The following is a 14,598-nucleotide window of genomic DNA, read 5'->3' on the forward strand; positions in this document are numbered from 1 at the left end:
ACTCAATGTCGCACACCGCGAGCCTGCACGACGCATCGATCCCTCAACCCGAAAGATGAAATCTGCAAGCTTCAGGGTGGAGCTTGCACGGAACCGCCCTTTCACGGAGCTGAGCGTAGCTATCGTGACAAGCATGGAACGGTCTCTGAATCATTTTCGCCGCTGGGGCGCACCAGGCGTGGCAGTAGTTTTCTTCATCCTCTGGTGCATCGCCGAAGCAGGCCGGATGAATGGCGCGTTCACACTCTGGTCGGGAGCATTGCCGCTGGTCCTGATGACCTTCGCGATAGCGCTGTCGGTTTGGGTTCCCTACGCTTCCCTGGCGATCACGGCGGCGTTGCTTCTCGGCCAGCTGTTCCACCTGATTCCCGCTCCTTACTCGAACCACTGGGCCATCTACGTCGGTGCGTTCATCGCGCTGGGATTCACCCTGTGGGTCGCCAACAGGAGGACCCGGATGATCGCCGTGGGGCTGAACGTGGTCTTCGCTGCGCTGATGACCGTGCTCATGTTGTCGTGGCGCTACGGCGGCGGCGTCGGCTGGTTCCCCGATCTCGGTTACGGTGATTCCGTTACGTTCAGCCAATTCGGGTGGCAACTCTTCGCCCTCCTGCTCCTGATCGCCGGCGGGTGTGCCGCCGTCGGGCTCTTGCTGGCGCTGTTCCTGGAAAGAGATTCCCTCTTTCAGGCTCGCGCCACCGCCCAGCGCGGGCTTCAAGAAGCTGAGGTCAATCTGGTGGTCGAGCAGGAACGGTCGAGGATTTCGAGGGATCTTCATGACGTTCTCGCTCACTCACTGACCGTTATTTCCGCACAGGCGGACGGTATCCGTTACCTCAACAAGGGTCTCCCGGGGTCGGTCACCGAAGCTTTGGAGAGCATCGCGCGCTCGGCCCGCAGCGCGCTTCTGGACGCCCAGCGCGTCATCGAGGGCGGCGAGAACGACGACGATGCCCACCCCCAGCCGCAACTGAACGACCTGGAAGCGCTCGTCGAGGAAATGCGGACCGGCGGACTCAAGATTGAGTTCGGCGAATCCGGTGCACGCCAGGATCTCACCGACGGTCAGCAGGTCGCCATCTACCGGATAGTGCAGGAGTCCCTGACGAACGCGCTCAAACACGGTGGACGGGATACGGATGTGAGGCTGCACCTAGACTGGAGCGGGCCAGGCCTCACCGTGCACGTCGCTTCGACCATCGTGGAAGCTGACGCCGCGGCCGAGCCGGACGAAGAGGAGGATCGCGTTGGGCGTGGCCTGCCCGGGATGCGGGAACGGGCTCACCTCGCCGGTGGTTGGGTGACTGCCGGTCCCGATGGTGAGCACTTCCGGGTCACCGCCTACATCCCCTACCCGAAGCAGGAGCGAAGCGTGAACGACGGGGCGAGCCGTGACAATGACTGACCACGGATCCCGTATCTCCGTTGCCCTGGTTGATGACCAGGACCTGTTCCGCGCAGGCATCCGCATGCTCATCGAAAGCCAGCAAGACATGTTCTTTGTCGGCGAAGCGATCAACGGGGAGGAAGCGGTTGTCCTGGCGGCCGAGAACACACCGGATGTCCTGCTCATGGACCTGCGGATGCCCGTACTCGATGGGGTTACGGCGACCCGGCAGATCGTCGACCGTGCCAAATCTGCCGGGACAGAGCTGCCGAAGATCATCGCGCTCACCACGTTCAACCGCGACCAGGCAGTAGTCGACGCCGTGCACGCCGGCGCCAGCGGCTACCTGCTCAAGAGCGCGGAACCCGAGTTCCTGCTCGCCGCCATCCGAACCGTGCACTCCGGCTATTCAGTCATTGCGCCGGGCTCCATCCACTCCCTCTTCGAACATGCCGCACGGACCATCCCCGCCGCGGGCCCGGACTTGTCGGTGCTTGATTCCCTATCCGGACGCGAAGGCGAAGTCTTCCTCCTGGCGGCGAAGGGACTCAGCAACAGCGAGATGGCCGAAAGCCTGTTCGTCTCTGAGGCCACCATCAAAACTCACCTGCGCAACGTGCTGGACAAGCTCGACCTACGCACCCGCGTGCAACTAATCGCGTTCGCGCACGAGCACAGGCTGTTGGGTTAGGTGGCGGCCATGGGGGAAGTTCTTTACATCGCCCTGGCGATTGTCGCCGTCGTTATCGCAGCCCTGCTGGTGAGACGCACGGTGAAGAAACGCCAGGCCAATGGTTTTGAGGAGCGTCCGCCCGAGTCCGACGTCGTGAGCCGCTGCCGCACGCCGGACCAGTTGGCGGTTGCCCGCGAACTGGCCCGGCAAATCCTTGAGACGGATGCCCGGCAGCATCCCCGTTAGGCAGGTCAGCCGTTGCGGCGCTCGTAGCGTTTCCGCGCCAGGCCGTAAGCCTCACGAAGGAGCTCACTTGTTGCGCCGCTGGTCCGCGTACCCGGATTGAGCACACACAGCCAGCCCAGCGAACCGTAGACGGGGTGAGCCATGAGGACGTCCAGGCGGCCGGCGTCGTCGTTCGTTTCAGATGCCTGTGCCGCTGTGTAACTCTCGAACGCTGATCTGCCTGCAGCGATATTCACCCTGAAGATTCCCGGCCGGTCCAGGCGCGACGCCGCGTCCTCGGGATAGTTCTTCGTCACTATCGTGGCGAAGGGCTGTGTTGCCTGCGGCATCTTCCCGTTGGGCGCGTAGTAGAAGAAGGTGTCGCCCCAGGCGAGTTCCGGCGATCCGTCGCCTTCGGAGACGGTGAAGGCTGCCGCACCGTCGAACGATTTGACCAGTGTGATCACTTCATCGATGTCCATCCATCAAGCCTGTCATTGAAGTGCTTATGGAGGGTTCTCCTGCGCTGTGCCTGATATCAGGGGGTGAAAGTCTACATTTGTAGTATGCGAACTATCGACGTCGCCCGCCGCGTGGGCTGCTCGGTTCAGCTCATCCGCAACCTTGAACGGGATGGGGTATTGCCGTCCAGCACCAGAACGCGGGCGGGTTATCGGCAGTACACGGAGGTCCACCTGAAATCGGCGCTGGCGTACCGTGCCTTGGCGGCCGCTGTGGGCCCGGTTGAAGGCAAGCGGCTTATGCGCACGGTCCATTTTGGCCCGGTACACGAAGTGCTTGAGCTACTCGATGTGGCGCATAGCCGGATTCTCGGGGAGCGGGTTGGGTGCCGCGCAACGAGGGCAGCCGTGGCAGCCATCTCGGGAGAACATATCGACGACGGCGTCCACCGCGATTCGATGACCGTCGCAGAACTCGCGGGCGCACTTGGAATCCGAACCTCAACGTTGCGGCACTGGGAGGCGGAGTACCTCATCACTCCTGTCCGGCTACCCCCGCGGGGTGCTCGCCAATATACGCCGTCGGTAATCCGGGATGCGCGGATTGTTCATCAGCTGCGCAGCGCCGGATACCGGATCGACACTTTGCAGGAGCTCATGCCGCACATCCGTGAAGGGAAAAGGTTGGACGACCTTGCAGCGATCCTGGCGCGGCGCGAAGCCGATATCGACTTCCGGTCCCGGGCAATGCTGGCAGCATCGTCTGAGTTGGACGCACTGCTTACCCTTGTTGGCGCTGTCCGGGACTGAGCGTCGTGTTTGGATGGACCATGGCCACCATCGCGATCGCTAACGCATCGGATTTTGAGTTTGAAAGAGTGCTGGCGCTCTACGAATCTGTGGGCTGGCGGGCGTACACCGAAGAACCCGAGAAGCTGCGTGCGGCCCTGCTTGGGTCTTCCCTACTGGTGGCAGCTACGCAAGGCTCCGAGTTGGTTGGGCTGGCCAGGGCGATCTCGGATAACGCGTCGATCTGCTACCTGCAGGACGTCCTCGTTTGTCCTTCCCATCAGAGGCTCGGCATTGGGAAGAACCTGGTAACCGCTGCCCTCGAACAGTATCCGCACGTCCGGCAGAAAGTGCTGCTTACCGATGACGAGCCGAAGCAGAAGGCGTTCTACGAATCCCTTGGATATGCGGAAACCGGCGACTTCAATGGTGGCGCGCTTCGGGCGTTCGTTCGTTTTGACTGAGGTTCGGCGTCCGCTTCCGGGAAGCAGTCACCCTAAGGGGCGCGCGAGACTAGGCGTTTTCCTGCTCAAGCCGGGCGCCGTCGTCGTTGGCTAGTCCAGGCTCCCAGCGCAGAATGTCGCCGGGCTGGCAGTCGAGCACCTCGCACAGCGCTTCGAGTGTAGTGAACCGGACGGCCTTGGCGCGGCCGTTCTTCAGTACCGCCAGGTTGGCTGGCGTGATGCCGATCCGGTCGGCAAGGGCACCGACGGGCATCCTCCGTTTGGCCAACATGACGTCGATATCGACGATGATGGGCACTAGATCACCTCATCGAGTTCGGTCCGCAGGTGCTTCGCTTCAGCATCGCGGGCAACGGCCTGTGCAAGCAGGGTCCGCATCACCAGAACGATCAGCGCCACCCCGCCGATCATCAGAGATGCACCGCAGATCAGCAGCACGATCCCTGGCGCAATTTCACCAAGCGCCAGCAGAACAGCAAGCCCGAACATGAGGACCGCGGCAGCCGCAATCGCCCAGAAGATGATGTCGACGTATCGGAATGCGGCCTTCGAGAAGACGGTGTTGTGGCGGACCATCGTGAGCAATTTCCATACACACAGCGCCGTGATCTGAACCGTGACGATGCCAAACACGATAATCGCGTTGAACGTGATCCGCAGTCCGGTCGGCACGCCGGCTTCTTCCAGATCCGTTGAAATCAGCGGCACCATCCACAACTGCACAAACAGCGAACCGGCCAGCACCATCGCAATCACGATCCGTGATGCGAGGATGGTCAGCTTTCCCATCGGAACTCCTTCGATTGACTTACGTTAAGAATCTATCGTTAAACGATAGGCGTCAGCAAGCGCAACATTCTCGTGCTGAGGCCGTTGCCGTCGTTATAATCGGTTCAGCTTCAAGAGTTGCGGTGCCAAGCTCCGACTGGCCGCACACCAACCCCATGTTCACGGGTGGTTCGGATGAGGAAGTGGCCTTCGCCGCCCTGATGGGCTCCGGCGCAGGCAAGAGCAACCGAAGGACGCGCCGTGAGCCCCACCCCTTCAGACGACTGTCTGCCTGCAGTTTTCCCCATTCTTGACGTGTACGACGGCGCCATCGAGTTTCGCGTTGACGGCCAGTGGGAGCGCCGCTGGGTTGCGGACATCCATTCGTTGGACGCGGTGCTGCGGCGGAGCGTGTGCCGGCCGGAATGGGATTCTTTCGCGGAGATGCTCGTAGTGCGGATTGCTTCGCTCGGGCGGCGCGATGGGCTGCGGGTAGAGGTGCCGCTGTTGGCTGCCTGTCCTGCAGTGGCTACGGAGGAACTGCGAGAGGTTCGCGACCTGGAGCCGGCGTGAGCACGCGGCACAAGAGTTTAGGCTGAGCGGATGGAATGGATCCCGGACGGCGAGCGCGGAGCATGGCTCAAAGAGCGTGTGGACTGGTCTTCGAATGACATGCACGCCGTGGTCCCGCGCGGATTCCAGGCCTACGCCCGCATCTTCCACCCGGCCTCGCGGTACCGCCCTGCCGAGACGAAGACCTGGCACGGCTACAAACCCGAAAACTTGATGGACCTCGAAACGGAAACCGTGACGTGGCAACAAACGGCTGACGCTTTCGGCACCGAGATGCACGCAGTGGCGCAGTTCCACAGACTGAACCGAGCAGAGGACCTCTACTACTCGGAAGAGATCGACCCCACCGGTTGGCGCTTTTCCCGCCCGACGATGGGAAATCTCGACGCCGAAATCCTCGCGTTAGCCGCTGCGCACCTCGCGGAGCACACAAGTACACCAGACGACGGCGCGGCCGCCGTCTGGGGTGGCTGGGGCGGGCTGACTATTGGAGCGGGAAACGCAGAACTTGAACTGCCGCAGCGGGAATACCTTCTGTTCGACGCCGGAGCAACAGAATTCGCAACCCCCGACTGGCCCTCGAAGGCACCCTGGATAAGCCACACCTGGGACCCACAATCTCCCAGCATCATCTGGCCCGACGACCACGCTTGGGTGCTGGTAACCGAAATCGACTTCGACTCCACGATCGTCGCCGGCAGCCTCCAACTCGTATCCGCGCTGTGCCGGAACCCGAAGATCGAAGCCCTCATCATCCGCGAGGGTGCAGACCTCACGTGGGACGCCGACGCCGTCAATCGGCCGGTTGACTGACGGCACAGCGCCCGCATGGTCGGGAACGTCCGGGACAAATCGACGACGACGGCGTCACCCCCGATTGCGACGACGCTCGGACCGCCGTCGGCCGGGTTGAAAACACGCCCGGCTAGTATGCCGGAAGTGCCGTCGTCGCGCAGGATTTCGCTTGCGCTGGAGATGGTGGTCGCGGATGGAACCTCACAATCGGGCTAAAGCCGGCGGAACACTGCACCTGCCGGCATCGTATCTGCGGCGCTCGCCGTGAAAGGATCGCTGGCGTGAGTGCCTCCGATTTCTATACCGGTATTGTTCCCGACGTCTATAGCGCCTTGCGCGGGACCACTTTCGACGCCGGCCGCTACCTCGAGTTCGTCAGGCAAACCGGCCAGCCAGCGCTCGAGCTTGGGTGCGGTGACGATGGGCCCTTCCTTGAGTTGGTCCGGCAAAGCATCGATATCGAGGGCGTCGATTCATCGCAGGACATGCTCAACCGCTGCAATGCTCGAGCTGAGGCACAGAACCTGCACATTGTTACCTACTGCCAGGCCATGGAAGATCTGGCTCTTCCTCGAACGTATCGAGCCATCTATCTGGCGGGGCCGACGTTCAACCTGCTCCCTGACGATGACGCCGCATACCGGGCACTCAAGGGTATCGCCGGTCATCTCGCGCCCGGCGGCGTTGCAATGGTGCCCCTCTGGATTCCGAACCGGACGCCGGAGCAGGAGTTTAACCAGACCCGTCAAGCCACGACTTATGCCGGCAGTATCGCCCGCTACACCGTTGAGTCTGAGGATTACGACGAAACCCGCCGAACCCGAACCACCCGCACGGTGTACGAACTCCGCCACGGACAGCAGGTTGAGCGCGTGCGACGAGACTGGATAATTCACTGGCACACACCCACAGGATTCGCGGACCTCGCTCACGCTGCCGGTCTCGAAGTAATCCGGGCAGATCCTCTTGTAGACGGCGAGTTCACGGTCTATTTGAGCGTGTACAGCGAAGCTGGACGGCCGGTGACCACACTGGCGACCGACCGTCCTGGCATCGTTCGATTCTGAGCGACAAGCTTTCTGCAGCCCGCTAAGGCGCCGAAGCCACCACGGAAGTCCGCACGGAGGTCCACCCGGTCGCGGTTCCAGCGGGGAAGGTTTCGCCATCTGTGAGCGTGACCACCCGTTCTCCGATGAATAGGCCGGTCGCAGGTTCAATAATGATGTCCATCCGGGTTCTCTTGTCCGGATCCTCAATGCCGATTGCTATCCCTACCTCGCCGTCAAGGTTCGTTTGCCTGTCGACGACGGTGACTCCGGGAATGAGTGCCGCCGCTTTGTACAGTGCAGCTCGAAGGTCGGCCGGGACGGGGCCCGTTTTCAAAGCGGCCGCTATGCTTTCTAACGTTTGGCGTCCCGACCTGCCCGGGTTGGATCGCTCGCGAATCGTGTCCAAGAGGGCTTGAGGGTCCCGGGGAAGACTCTTGATGCCTTCCAGTAGTGGCGTATCGGCAAAGAGGGAACTCGGTTCTCCGTAGAAGTTCCCTGCAGGTGCCCGCAATAGTTCCCCCGTCCTGATTGTGTCACCGGCGTCCACCTGCGCTGCCTGGTATTTGGCCGCTACGGCCTCGGCTTCCTCGCTGAAGAATGTCGTTGGGATCCGGGCTTCGCGGTCCCAAATCCATTCGTCCGTCCGGTCAGCCGGGACGTAGAGATGATCGGAGGACTTATCCAACCAGCTCACCGTGCGGCGTTCTCCCTCCTTCTCGCCCAATAGGACCCCCATCGAGTACACGGCCGTGGTATCGATTTTCAGGTATTGGCCGGGCTTCACCACCGGGTCTGAGGTCTGGCTGGTTGCTGCTGCAGCGTTGTGCAGCGCCTCGGCGGCTTCAGCAGTTGCCCCGGGGGTGGGCCTGATGACTTCCGCGCCAACGATGCCGCCCACAAGCAGTGCCGCCGCTGCAGAAACGATCAGCGCACGACGCCGGAAGCGGATCGGGCTGACAGTGCCTTTCGTATGTGTGTCGGTCGTTGTCGAGGCCGAATTCGGGCTCACCTTGGCCATGACCTTCTTGCGGCCACGAGTCAGAGTGGCCGGCGGAACAGAGCCGATGTCGTCACGCATTTCGCGGAGCAGCTGCAAATCGTCCATGGTCGTTCTCCGTTTCATCAAGTTGTTCAAGGTTGAGTTGGGTTCGCATAGCCCTGCGTGCGCGGTTCAAGCGGGACCGAACGGTTCCCACCGGAACCTGCATTGCCAGGGCGATCCCTTCATAGGTCAGGTCAGCCCAGGCATAGAGCAGCAACGTTTCCCGATCAACTGCGGTCATACCCTTGAGGGTCCGGGCAAGGCGTCCGGTGGCCACCTTGGCGTCCACCCGGTCAGCAATGCGGTCGGAGTCATCGGCCACGGCCTCATCCGAGGCCGCTTTCGCCGCAGCTTTGAGCACCTTGGCCTCAGCCCGGTGGTGTCGCCGAAGCAGATTGGTGGCGATACCGAACAACCAGGGCCGGGCATCCTCCCGGCTGAGGTCGTACGTTCCTAACTGTTCCCACGCGACCAAGAAAGTTTCAGACGTCACGTCGTCAGCGGCGAAGTCACCGGCCCTTCTGGCTGCGTATCTATAGATGACTGATGCGTGTCTGTCGTACAACTTCCCAAAAGCTGCGGGGCTGTCGCGGGACCGCCTGATGATGTCGTTGTCTGTGCTCACACTATGTATTGCCCGCTGGCCGCAGAAGGGTTCACGGAGCATGCCCTTCTGGCGCTCAATGATGGATTCATCGAAGCGTACCCGTGACCCTGAGCGCTGAAGGCCACAGCCCGGATATACGGGATAAAGTGGCACGTTATGGGGACTAACCAGACGTCGGAGCCGGAGCAGATTGTCATCTATGACGTCGGCGCAGAAAACCATGTGCCGACTGCCTCAACTGAAATGCCACCGCCCGCACGGCGGCGTTTCAACCCATACTTCGTGGCTGCCTGGTCACTCACGTCGATGATGCTGATCCTCGGCGCGTTGTGGCTGTTTGGTTACGAGCGGGGAGTTGCAGCAGGCGCCTATGCGAACCAGGTGAGCGTCGATCCGAATACAGGACTTTTTGAACCGGTAAGTAGCTACTGGTTCGCGGGAATCATGCTCAACCTGATCGACGCCGGTCCTCTCCTTCTTGTCGCAGGGCTTGCCACTAGCGTGCTTCTGCTGGCGATGCACGGAGCACTCCGCAGCCGGGCAGCCGAATCGACAACCTGACGCGGTAACTTCAACGCCGCTGAATTCCCAATTGCGTGCAACTTTTCGCAGTTGCGCGGACACTACAGGGTATGGGGACACCAGGTCAGGACGATTCGGTCCTGTGGCAGAGCAGCCGGAAAGGCGATGGCGAGGCCTTCGGAGCGCTCTTCGACAGGCATAGGGACCGGGTCTACCGGCATGCCTGCCGCCTCACCGACAACCGGACCGATGCCGAGGACGTCACCGCTGCGGCCTTCCTCGAATTATGGCGACGCCGGACGAAAGTAACGCTCATCAACCAGTCGGTTCTGCCCTGGCTTCTCGTGACAACCACTCACTGCGCCAGCAACGCCCGGCGGTCCATCCACCGGTATCGACGCCTGCTCGCGAAACTGCCACGCACACCACACGCACCCGACGCGGCAGACACCTTCGCTGAACAAAACCTCCTGGACGGAGTCAGTACGCAACTGTCCGAAGCGTTGCGCTCTCTGAACCCGCTCGATCTCCAGTTGGTCACCCTCGTGGTGCTGGAGGGGTACACGGTATCCGCGGCAGCGCCCTTGCTTCGACTCAGCCCTGAGGCGGCAAAAGCCCGGCTGCACCGAGCCAAACGTCGGGTCAGGCAAGACCTTGAGGCCTCGAACGGCAATGCTGTGCTTCACCCCATCCAGGAAGGACAGCCATGAACCGCTTCCGAATTGACGAAACCTTCAGCCGCGGTCTGCGCGAAACTCTGGTGAGCCGGGTCGAGGCGAGCCGGAAGTCCCACCCGGCGGGCCGCCGTCGTCGTCGTCGTTGGCAGTTTGGGGCAGGAGTTATCGCGGCTGTGGGACTTGCGGGTGGCGCAGGTGCTGCGACGGCGGGCTTCTTCCACATTCCAGGTTCCGATATCGTCACCCAGGTCTCCGAGCCCACCGAAGATGTTTACACCGGCACGACGAGCATCGAGCTCGGACCGGCTCCCGAGGATGCAACGCACATCTTCGTCGAGCTCACCTGCCTCTCCGCCGGCACCCTGTACTGGGAGGACGGCGCGTCCTCGATCTGCAGCGCAGCTGACCCACCCTCATGGGGCGGCTATACGATGCCGTTGCAGCCCGGGCAACATTCCACAAAGGTCAGAACCAGCGGTCCGGAGGTCAAGTTCCGCGCCAGGGCGACGTACGTGAACGAGACCCCCACCGAATGGGCGGTCAACGAAAACGGGCACACATACGGCGGCCCGAACGACCAGGGTGAGCCCGACCTCCTGTCCGTCTTCGCCACCAACGGTCAGATGGGTTACGTCTACCGCGACGAACTCAATGAGGCGTCAGGCGGCGGAAACTTCACGAGCCCAGAGGAGGCGCTCGCGTGGCAGGAGTCGATGAAAGGCAAGACCGCTACGGTGCCCGTGTACAAGTCCGACGGCGAAACGGTCATCGGCGAGTTCGTCGCCGGGTCCTGGTGAACTGCTTGCACTGACGGACCACACCGACTTTTTCGGTAGGCTCTTGCACCATGGCGTTGGGGCGCGAGTATAGGAAGTTGTGGGCTGGTAATGCAGCATCCAACTTCGGTGACGGCGTCAGTTTCATTGCCATTCCGCTGCTCGCGACGGCCCTGACCTCGGATCCGCTGTTGATCGCTGGTCTATCGATGGTCTACTCCGGAGCCAGGTTCCTTGTGGTCCTGCCTGTCGGCGCGTTTGTTGACCGTTTGGACCGAAGATGGATTCTCTGGGTCGGCAATCTGGCCAGGGGCGTTCTGTTGGCAGTGCTCGGTCTGCTGGTCGCCAGCGGGGCCGGGTCGATACTTGCCCTGTACATCGTCTTCACGCTTATCGGTTTGCTCGAAACTGCTACCGACAACGCCGCGCTGTCCATCCTTCCCTCTATCGTGGGCACCAAAGACCTGGACAAGGCCAACAGCCAGATAGCGGCAACACAACTGGTTGCCGACGAATTTGTCGGTCCGCCGATTGGTGGACTGATGTTCGCCGCGGCAATTGCGCTACCGGTGGCGGTGACGGGCGGAGCCTACGCGGCAGCCGCCTTCTTCTTCGTCGGACTCACCGGCACGTTCCGCCCGAAACCGTTCAGGGACCACCCACCGTCACTGCGCCGGGAGGTCAGGGAGGGCGCTTCGTGGCTGGTGCGTCACCGTTTGCTCTGGACGCTTGCCATCGTCTCTGGGCTGGCAAGCATCGCCTACATGATGCCTTTCTCCATCCTTGTTCTATTCGCCCGGGACATTCTCGGGCTGAATTCGACAGGTTACGGCGTTCTTCTGTCGGTGTCGGCGCTTGGCGGGCTTGCCGGGTCGGCTATCGCGGTGCCGCTGCGCCGTCGGATCGGGTATGCCGCTACGGCAGCGGGGAGTCTGGCGCTCGGCTCGCTCACCCTGTTCGTCATCGCTTGGTCGAACACGCCCTGGATAGCAGGACCCGCGTTGGCGGCGTACATCCTGCACGCCGTTCTGTACAGCGTCTGCGTGGCGTCCATACGGCAACGGCTGGTACCCGAGGGCCTCCGCGGCAGGGTGAACGCGGTGTCGAAACTATTCGCGCTCGCGGGCCTGGCAATCGGTGCGGGACTTGGTGGGATTCTTGGGAGCACTGTCGGACTGGAGGCACCGTTTGTCGCGGGTGGAATCGTTTTCGCTATCTGTACGCTGATTGCCTGGCCGGCGTTGCAAGACTGGGAACGAGCTTTCATAGAGGACTAGGGGTGCCGGACCGGCTCGCGGAAGGGCTTGAAGTGCCGGTCCTTGGTCCGGCGCGTACGCACCCCGTCCCGGTGTGGGCCACTGACCCATCCACCGTCGAAGCTGAGGAATTCACACGAGCGTCGTCCACTGCGGATGATTCCACCCTTTCCGATCAGGTGCTGAAGTATTTCCCACGCCTCCCCCACGCCGTCGTTTCCAATTTTGTCGCCACCCAAAGTCCACCAACCCAGGTCCGGCCCATCAATGACGACGACGAAGCCGTCGGTGATGCGAACCGCAAAGGGCATCGCGCCGTGACGATGCGGCACCACCGTGATGACCCGGTCGAACTCGGCCTCATACGTCGAGACCGTCACTTCGCCGTCGTCGCCCACTAACGCGATCACTCGAGCAACCAGCGCGTCGCCTTCGGTGGGGGCCAGCAACTGTCCCGCAAAATATCACTCGAGCAGCCCCATTGCTTCATCCGGGCCGGAGTCCCAGTCAAGTTCCCATCGTTCACGGCGGTGTGGAGCGTCTGGCCTGCAAATATCGACAATCAGCCATTGCTCGGCGATCATCGATAGTTGCCTAGTTCGGAAGGAGGGAAGCCGAAGGTCGTTTGGAGCGATTGGCTTCTCCTCGACGGCAGAGCCGAAAAGTTGGCGTGCTCGAAGGACCAACTTTTCGAACGCTGCATGATGGGCATCAGGTATCGGTGGCACATGGCTATTCTTGCCCAGGAATGGGGAACCGCAACAGACTCGACGAACGAACTGTGGACCGCCCTGGGGACATCGATTGGGTGCCCTACTGGCGGCCGGACTTGTGCCGCTATCGCCGTCGTCGACGCAGTGATCGGGTTGAATCGATTGGTGCGATACCCGCTAAGGGGATACTACAAGCCGCCGCGGAAAACGCAATCGAGCTCGCAGGTGAAACGCGCTGACGAGCTTAGTGCCCCGCGCCGAGCTTCCCCGCCATTCGTTCGCGCATGGTGACGCTCGCATCATTCAGGCCGATGATCTCGACCTCCTTGCCGTGGTGGTGATACTTCTCCGTAACCGCATCGAGGGCCGCGATCGTCGATGCATCCCACACATGCGAGGCATGCATGTCGATGGTCACCCTCTGCGGATCGTGTGCGTACTCGAACTGAGTGTAAAGGTCATTCGACGACGCAAAGAACAGCTCACCATCGACCACGTAAGTCGCAACTTCCTCACCGTCCAGTTCAGCAAGCGTCCGTTTCACAGTGACGAAGTGCGCAACCCTGCGCGCGAAGAGCACCATCGCCGCCAGCACGCCGACTCCCACTCCGATTGCAAGGTTGTGGGTGGTCACGGTCGCAACAACCGTAGCCACCATCACGATGGTTTCGCTCTTGGGCATCATCCTGAGTGTGGACGGTTTGATGCTGTGCCAGTCGAACGTAGCGATGGACACGAAGATCATCACGGCAACCAGCGCCGCCATCGGAATGACGGCAACCACGTCACCCAGGGCAACCACGAGAATCAACAGGAACGTTCCAGCCAGGAACGTTGAGATACGGGTCCGCGCTCCCGATGCCTTCACGTTGATCATGGTCTGGCCGATCATGGCGCAACCACCCATCCCACCGAAAAACCCAGTGATGATATTCGCCGCACCCTGACCCCAGCTCTCGCGGGTCTTTCCAGAATGGGTGTCAGTGATGTCGTCGACCAGCTTGGCCGTCATCAGCGACTCCAGCAGACCGACCAACGCCACCGCCAGCGCATACGGAAAGATCACCTGCAGTGTCTCGAAGTTCAGCGGAACATTCGGAACGAACAGCGACGGCAGGCTGTCGGGAAGCTCACCCTTGTCCCCTACGGTAGGTACGGTGATAGAGGCCAGAACTGTGATGAGAGTCAGCACCACTATGGCGACCAGTGGAGCTGGGACCACCCTGGTGAACCGCGGCAGGCCGAAGACTATGAGCAGACCCAGCGTCGTAAGTGGGTAAACCAACCACGACACACCGAGCAACTCCGGAACCTGGGACATAAAGATCAGAATCGCCAGCGCGTTCACGAAACCGACCATGACCTGGCGGGGAATGAACCGCATCAGTTTCGCGACGCCAAGGACGGCCAGGACCACTTGGAAGATACCGCCGAGGATGACCGCCGCGATGAAGTAATCAACACCATGGCTTGCCACGAGCGGAGCGATGACCAGAGCGATGGCCCCCGTCGCGGCGGAGATCATCGCAGGCCTGCCGCCGAGGAATGCGATGGAGACCGCCATGGTGAAGGAGGCGAACAGCCCCAGCCGCGGATCCACGCCGGCAATGATCGAGAACGCGATCGCTTCCGGAATCAGCGCCAGCGCGACCACCAGGCCTGCCAGGACTTCCGTCTTCAGTAGCCGGGGGGACTTCAGGGTCAGCAGTACAGACTGCCGCTCCTCGGGGCTCAACGTCGGTTTCGGCGCATCAGTCGTCGTAGCCACTCAAGCTCCGTTCACAGGTCAGGGAGGCGCACTGCGCCCTCATCAATTGGAAA

20 protein-coding genes and 1 riboswitch are annotated in these 14,598 nt (G+C 61.7%); of the genes, 13 read left to right on the forward strand and 7 right to left on the reverse strand.

The annotated features are described in order from the left end of the window. The first annotated feature begins 133 nt into the window (after positions 1-133). Genes ACX80C_RS11385 through ACX80C_RS11395 form a run of 3 tightly spaced genes read left to right on the forward strand, consistent with a single transcriptional unit; the run spans position 134 to position 2,306 of the window. On the forward strand, positions 134-1,405 hold the full coding sequence (locus tag ACX80C_RS11385; RefSeq protein ID WP_459326585.1) for a sensor histidine kinase: 1,272 nt from the start codon (positions 134-136) through the stop codon (positions 1,403-1,405). Further along, the gene (locus ACX80C_RS11390) at positions 1,398-2,078 is read left to right on the forward strand and encodes a response regulator (RefSeq protein ID WP_459326586.1); all 681 of its coding nucleotides are present in this window, start codon (positions 1,398-1,400) and stop codon (positions 2,076-2,078) included. Before ACX80C_RS11385 ends, ACX80C_RS11390 begins: the two co-directional genes overlap by 8 nt. Before the next feature lie 9 nt (positions 2,079-2,087). Further along, on the forward strand, positions 2,088-2,306 hold the full coding sequence (locus tag ACX80C_RS11395; protein ID WP_459326587.1) for a hypothetical protein: 219 nt from the start codon (positions 2,088-2,090) through the stop codon (positions 2,304-2,306). A gap of 5 nt (positions 2,307-2,311) precedes the next feature. Here the strand turns inward: ACX80C_RS11395 and ACX80C_RS11400 are convergent, their stop codons facing one another. Beyond that, positions 2,312-2,767, reverse strand: coding sequence for a DUF6194 family protein (locus ACX80C_RS11400; protein WP_459326588.1), 456 nt, complete (start codon positions 2,765-2,767; stop codon positions 2,312-2,314). Positions 2,768-2,851: 84 nt separating this feature from the next. On the opposite strand from ACX80C_RS11400, the gene ACX80C_RS11405 reads away from it, so the two are divergent. Further along, positions 2,852-3,556: a MerR family transcriptional regulator gene (locus tag ACX80C_RS11405; RefSeq protein ID WP_459326589.1), complete on the forward strand. Its 705-nt coding sequence runs from the start codon at positions 2,852-2,854 to the stop codon at positions 3,554-3,556. 20 nt (positions 3,557-3,576) lie between these two features. Next, positions 3,577-3,999: a GNAT family N-acetyltransferase gene (locus ACX80C_RS11410; RefSeq protein WP_459326590.1), complete on the forward strand. Its 423-nt coding sequence runs from the start codon at positions 3,577-3,579 to the stop codon at positions 3,997-3,999. A gap of 49 nt (positions 4,000-4,048) precedes the next feature. Here ACX80C_RS11410 and ACX80C_RS11415 read toward each other — a convergent pair whose 3' ends face one another. Both ACX80C_RS11415 and ACX80C_RS11420 read right to left on the reverse strand, forming a co-directional pair. Beyond that, positions 4,049-4,297 (reverse strand): helix-turn-helix domain-containing protein, encoded by a 249-nt coding sequence (locus ACX80C_RS11415; RefSeq protein ID WP_459326591.1) that lies wholly within the window; start codon positions 4,295-4,297, stop codon positions 4,049-4,051. After that, entirely contained in the window at positions 4,297-4,788 is a 492-nt protein-coding gene (locus tag ACX80C_RS11420; protein ID WP_459326592.1) for a DUF2975 domain-containing protein, read from the reverse strand. Before ACX80C_RS11420 ends, ACX80C_RS11415 begins: the two co-directional genes overlap by 1 nt. Positions 4,789-4,896: 108 nt before the next feature. Next, positions 4,897-5,017: riboswitch (SAM riboswitch) on the forward strand. Positions 5,018-5,028: 11 nt separating this feature from the next. Here ACX80C_RS11420 and ACX80C_RS11425 point away from each other — a divergent pair. The 4 genes from ACX80C_RS11425 (at position 5,029) to ACX80C_RS11440 (ending at position 7,202) form a co-directional block, all read left to right on the forward strand. Continuing rightward, complete coding sequence (locus ACX80C_RS11425) at positions 5,029-5,340, forward strand: hypothetical protein (RefSeq protein WP_459326593.1); 312 nt, start codon at positions 5,029-5,031, stop codon at positions 5,338-5,340. 30 nt (positions 5,341-5,370) lie between these two features. Then, a complete protein-coding gene (locus tag ACX80C_RS11430) occupies positions 5,371-6,153 on the forward strand; it encodes a hypothetical protein (protein ID WP_459326594.1) in 783 nt (260 codons plus the stop codon). A 15-nt stretch (positions 6,154-6,168) separates the two neighbouring features. Continuing rightward, positions 6,169-6,351: a hypothetical protein gene (locus ACX80C_RS11435; RefSeq protein ID WP_459326595.1), complete on the forward strand. Its 183-nt coding sequence runs from the start codon at positions 6,169-6,171 to the stop codon at positions 6,349-6,351. 65 nt (positions 6,352-6,416) lie between these two features. After that, the gene (locus ACX80C_RS11440; protein WP_459326596.1) at positions 6,417-7,202 is read left to right on the forward strand and encodes a class I SAM-dependent methyltransferase; all 786 of its coding nucleotides are present in this window, start codon (positions 6,417-6,419) and stop codon (positions 7,200-7,202) included. Positions 7,203-7,224: 22 nt separating this feature from the next. Here the strand turns inward: ACX80C_RS11440 and ACX80C_RS11445 are convergent, their stop codons facing one another. Both ACX80C_RS11445 and ACX80C_RS11450 read right to left on the reverse strand, forming a co-directional pair. After that, entirely contained in the window at positions 7,225-8,289 is a 1,065-nt protein-coding gene (locus tag ACX80C_RS11445) for a CU044_5270 family protein (protein WP_459326597.1), read from the reverse strand. After that, complete coding sequence (locus ACX80C_RS11450) at positions 8,255-8,893, reverse strand: RNA polymerase sigma factor (protein WP_459326688.1); 639 nt, start codon at positions 8,891-8,893, stop codon at positions 8,255-8,257. The genes ACX80C_RS11445 and ACX80C_RS11450 overlap by 35 nt, the downstream gene beginning before the upstream one ends. Positions 8,894-8,989: 96 nt before the next feature. Here ACX80C_RS11450 and ACX80C_RS11455 point away from each other — a divergent pair, with 96 nt between their 5' ends. From ACX80C_RS11455 to ACX80C_RS11470, 4 genes are all read left to right on the forward strand, one after another. Continuing rightward, positions 8,990-9,394: a hypothetical protein gene (locus tag ACX80C_RS11455; protein ID WP_459326598.1), complete on the forward strand. Its 405-nt coding sequence runs from the start codon at positions 8,990-8,992 to the stop codon at positions 9,392-9,394. A gap of 71 nt (positions 9,395-9,465) precedes the next feature. Then, positions 9,466-10,065 (forward strand): RNA polymerase sigma factor, encoded by a 600-nt coding sequence (locus ACX80C_RS11460; RefSeq protein WP_459326599.1) that lies wholly within the window; start codon positions 9,466-9,468, stop codon positions 10,063-10,065. Next, positions 10,062-10,829, forward strand: coding sequence for a peptidase M56 family protein (locus ACX80C_RS11465; protein ID WP_459326600.1), 768 nt, complete (start codon positions 10,062-10,064; stop codon positions 10,827-10,829). Before ACX80C_RS11460 ends, ACX80C_RS11465 begins: the two co-directional genes overlap by 4 nt. Positions 10,830-10,906: 77 nt before the next feature. After that, a complete protein-coding gene (locus ACX80C_RS11470; protein ID WP_459326601.1) occupies positions 10,907-12,085 on the forward strand; it encodes an MFS transporter in 1,179 nt (392 codons plus the stop codon). On the opposite strand, the gene ACX80C_RS11475 is transcribed toward ACX80C_RS11470, so the two are convergent. After that, positions 12,082-12,474 carry a hypothetical protein gene (locus tag ACX80C_RS11475; protein WP_459326602.1) on the reverse strand — a complete coding sequence of 131 codons (393 nt, stop codon included), beginning with the start codon at positions 12,472-12,474 and terminating at the stop codon, positions 12,082-12,084. The genes ACX80C_RS11470 and ACX80C_RS11475 overlap by 4 nt on opposite strands. A 547-nt stretch (positions 12,475-13,021) precedes the next feature. Further along, a complete protein-coding gene (locus ACX80C_RS11480; RefSeq protein WP_459326603.1) occupies positions 13,022-14,545 on the reverse strand; it encodes a SulP family inorganic anion transporter in 1,524 nt (507 codons plus the stop codon). Between the last annotated feature and the right edge of the window lie 53 nt (positions 14,546-14,598).

Source organism: Arthrobacter tecti, from assembly GCF_054511355.1.

Excerpts from the sequence above, each read along its gene's own strand:
- ACX80C_RS11420 (WP_459326592.1), bottom strand. The coding sequence starts at position 4,788 with ATGGGAAAGCTGACCATCCTCGCATCACGGATCGTGATTGCGATGGTG.
- ACX80C_RS11450 (WP_459326688.1), bottom strand. The coding sequence starts at position 8,893 with ATGCTCCGTGAACCCTTCTGCGGCCAGCGGGCAATACATAGTGTGAGC.
- ACX80C_RS11455 (WP_459326598.1), top strand. The coding sequence starts at position 8,990 with ATGGGGACTAACCAGACGTCGGAGCCGGAGCAGATTGTCATCTATGAC.
- ACX80C_RS11400 (WP_459326588.1), bottom strand. The coding sequence starts at position 2,767 with ATGGACATCGATGAAGTGATCACACTGGTCAAATCGTTCGACGGTGCG.
- ACX80C_RS11465 (WP_459326600.1), top strand. The coding sequence starts at position 10,062 with ATGAACCGCTTCCGAATTGACGAAACCTTCAGCCGCGGTCTGCGCGAA.
- ACX80C_RS11395 (WP_459326587.1), top strand. The coding sequence starts at position 2,088 with ATGGGGGAAGTTCTTTACATCGCCCTGGCGATTGTCGCCGTCGTTATC.
- ACX80C_RS11435 (WP_459326595.1), top strand. The coding sequence starts at position 6,169 with ATGGTCGGGAACGTCCGGGACAAATCGACGACGACGGCGTCACCCCCG.
- ACX80C_RS11430 (WP_459326594.1), top strand. The coding sequence starts at position 5,371 with ATGGAATGGATCCCGGACGGCGAGCGCGGAGCATGGCTCAAAGAGCGT.
- ACX80C_RS11390 (WP_459326586.1), top strand. The coding sequence starts at position 1,398 with ATGACTGACCACGGATCCCGTATCTCCGTTGCCCTGGTTGATGACCAG.
- ACX80C_RS11405 (WP_459326589.1), top strand. The coding sequence starts at position 2,852 with ATGCGAACTATCGACGTCGCCCGCCGCGTGGGCTGCTCGGTTCAGCTC.
- ACX80C_RS11460 (WP_459326599.1), top strand. The coding sequence starts at position 9,466 with ATGGGGACACCAGGTCAGGACGATTCGGTCCTGTGGCAGAGCAGCCGG.
- ACX80C_RS11445 (WP_459326597.1), bottom strand. The coding sequence starts at position 8,289 with ATGGACGATTTGCAGCTGCTCCGCGAAATGCGTGACGACATCGGCTCT.
- ACX80C_RS11385 (WP_459326585.1), top strand. The coding sequence starts at position 134 with ATGGAACGGTCTCTGAATCATTTTCGCCGCTGGGGCGCACCAGGCGTG.
- ACX80C_RS11410 (WP_459326590.1), top strand. The coding sequence starts at position 3,577 with ATGGCCACCATCGCGATCGCTAACGCATCGGATTTTGAGTTTGAAAGA.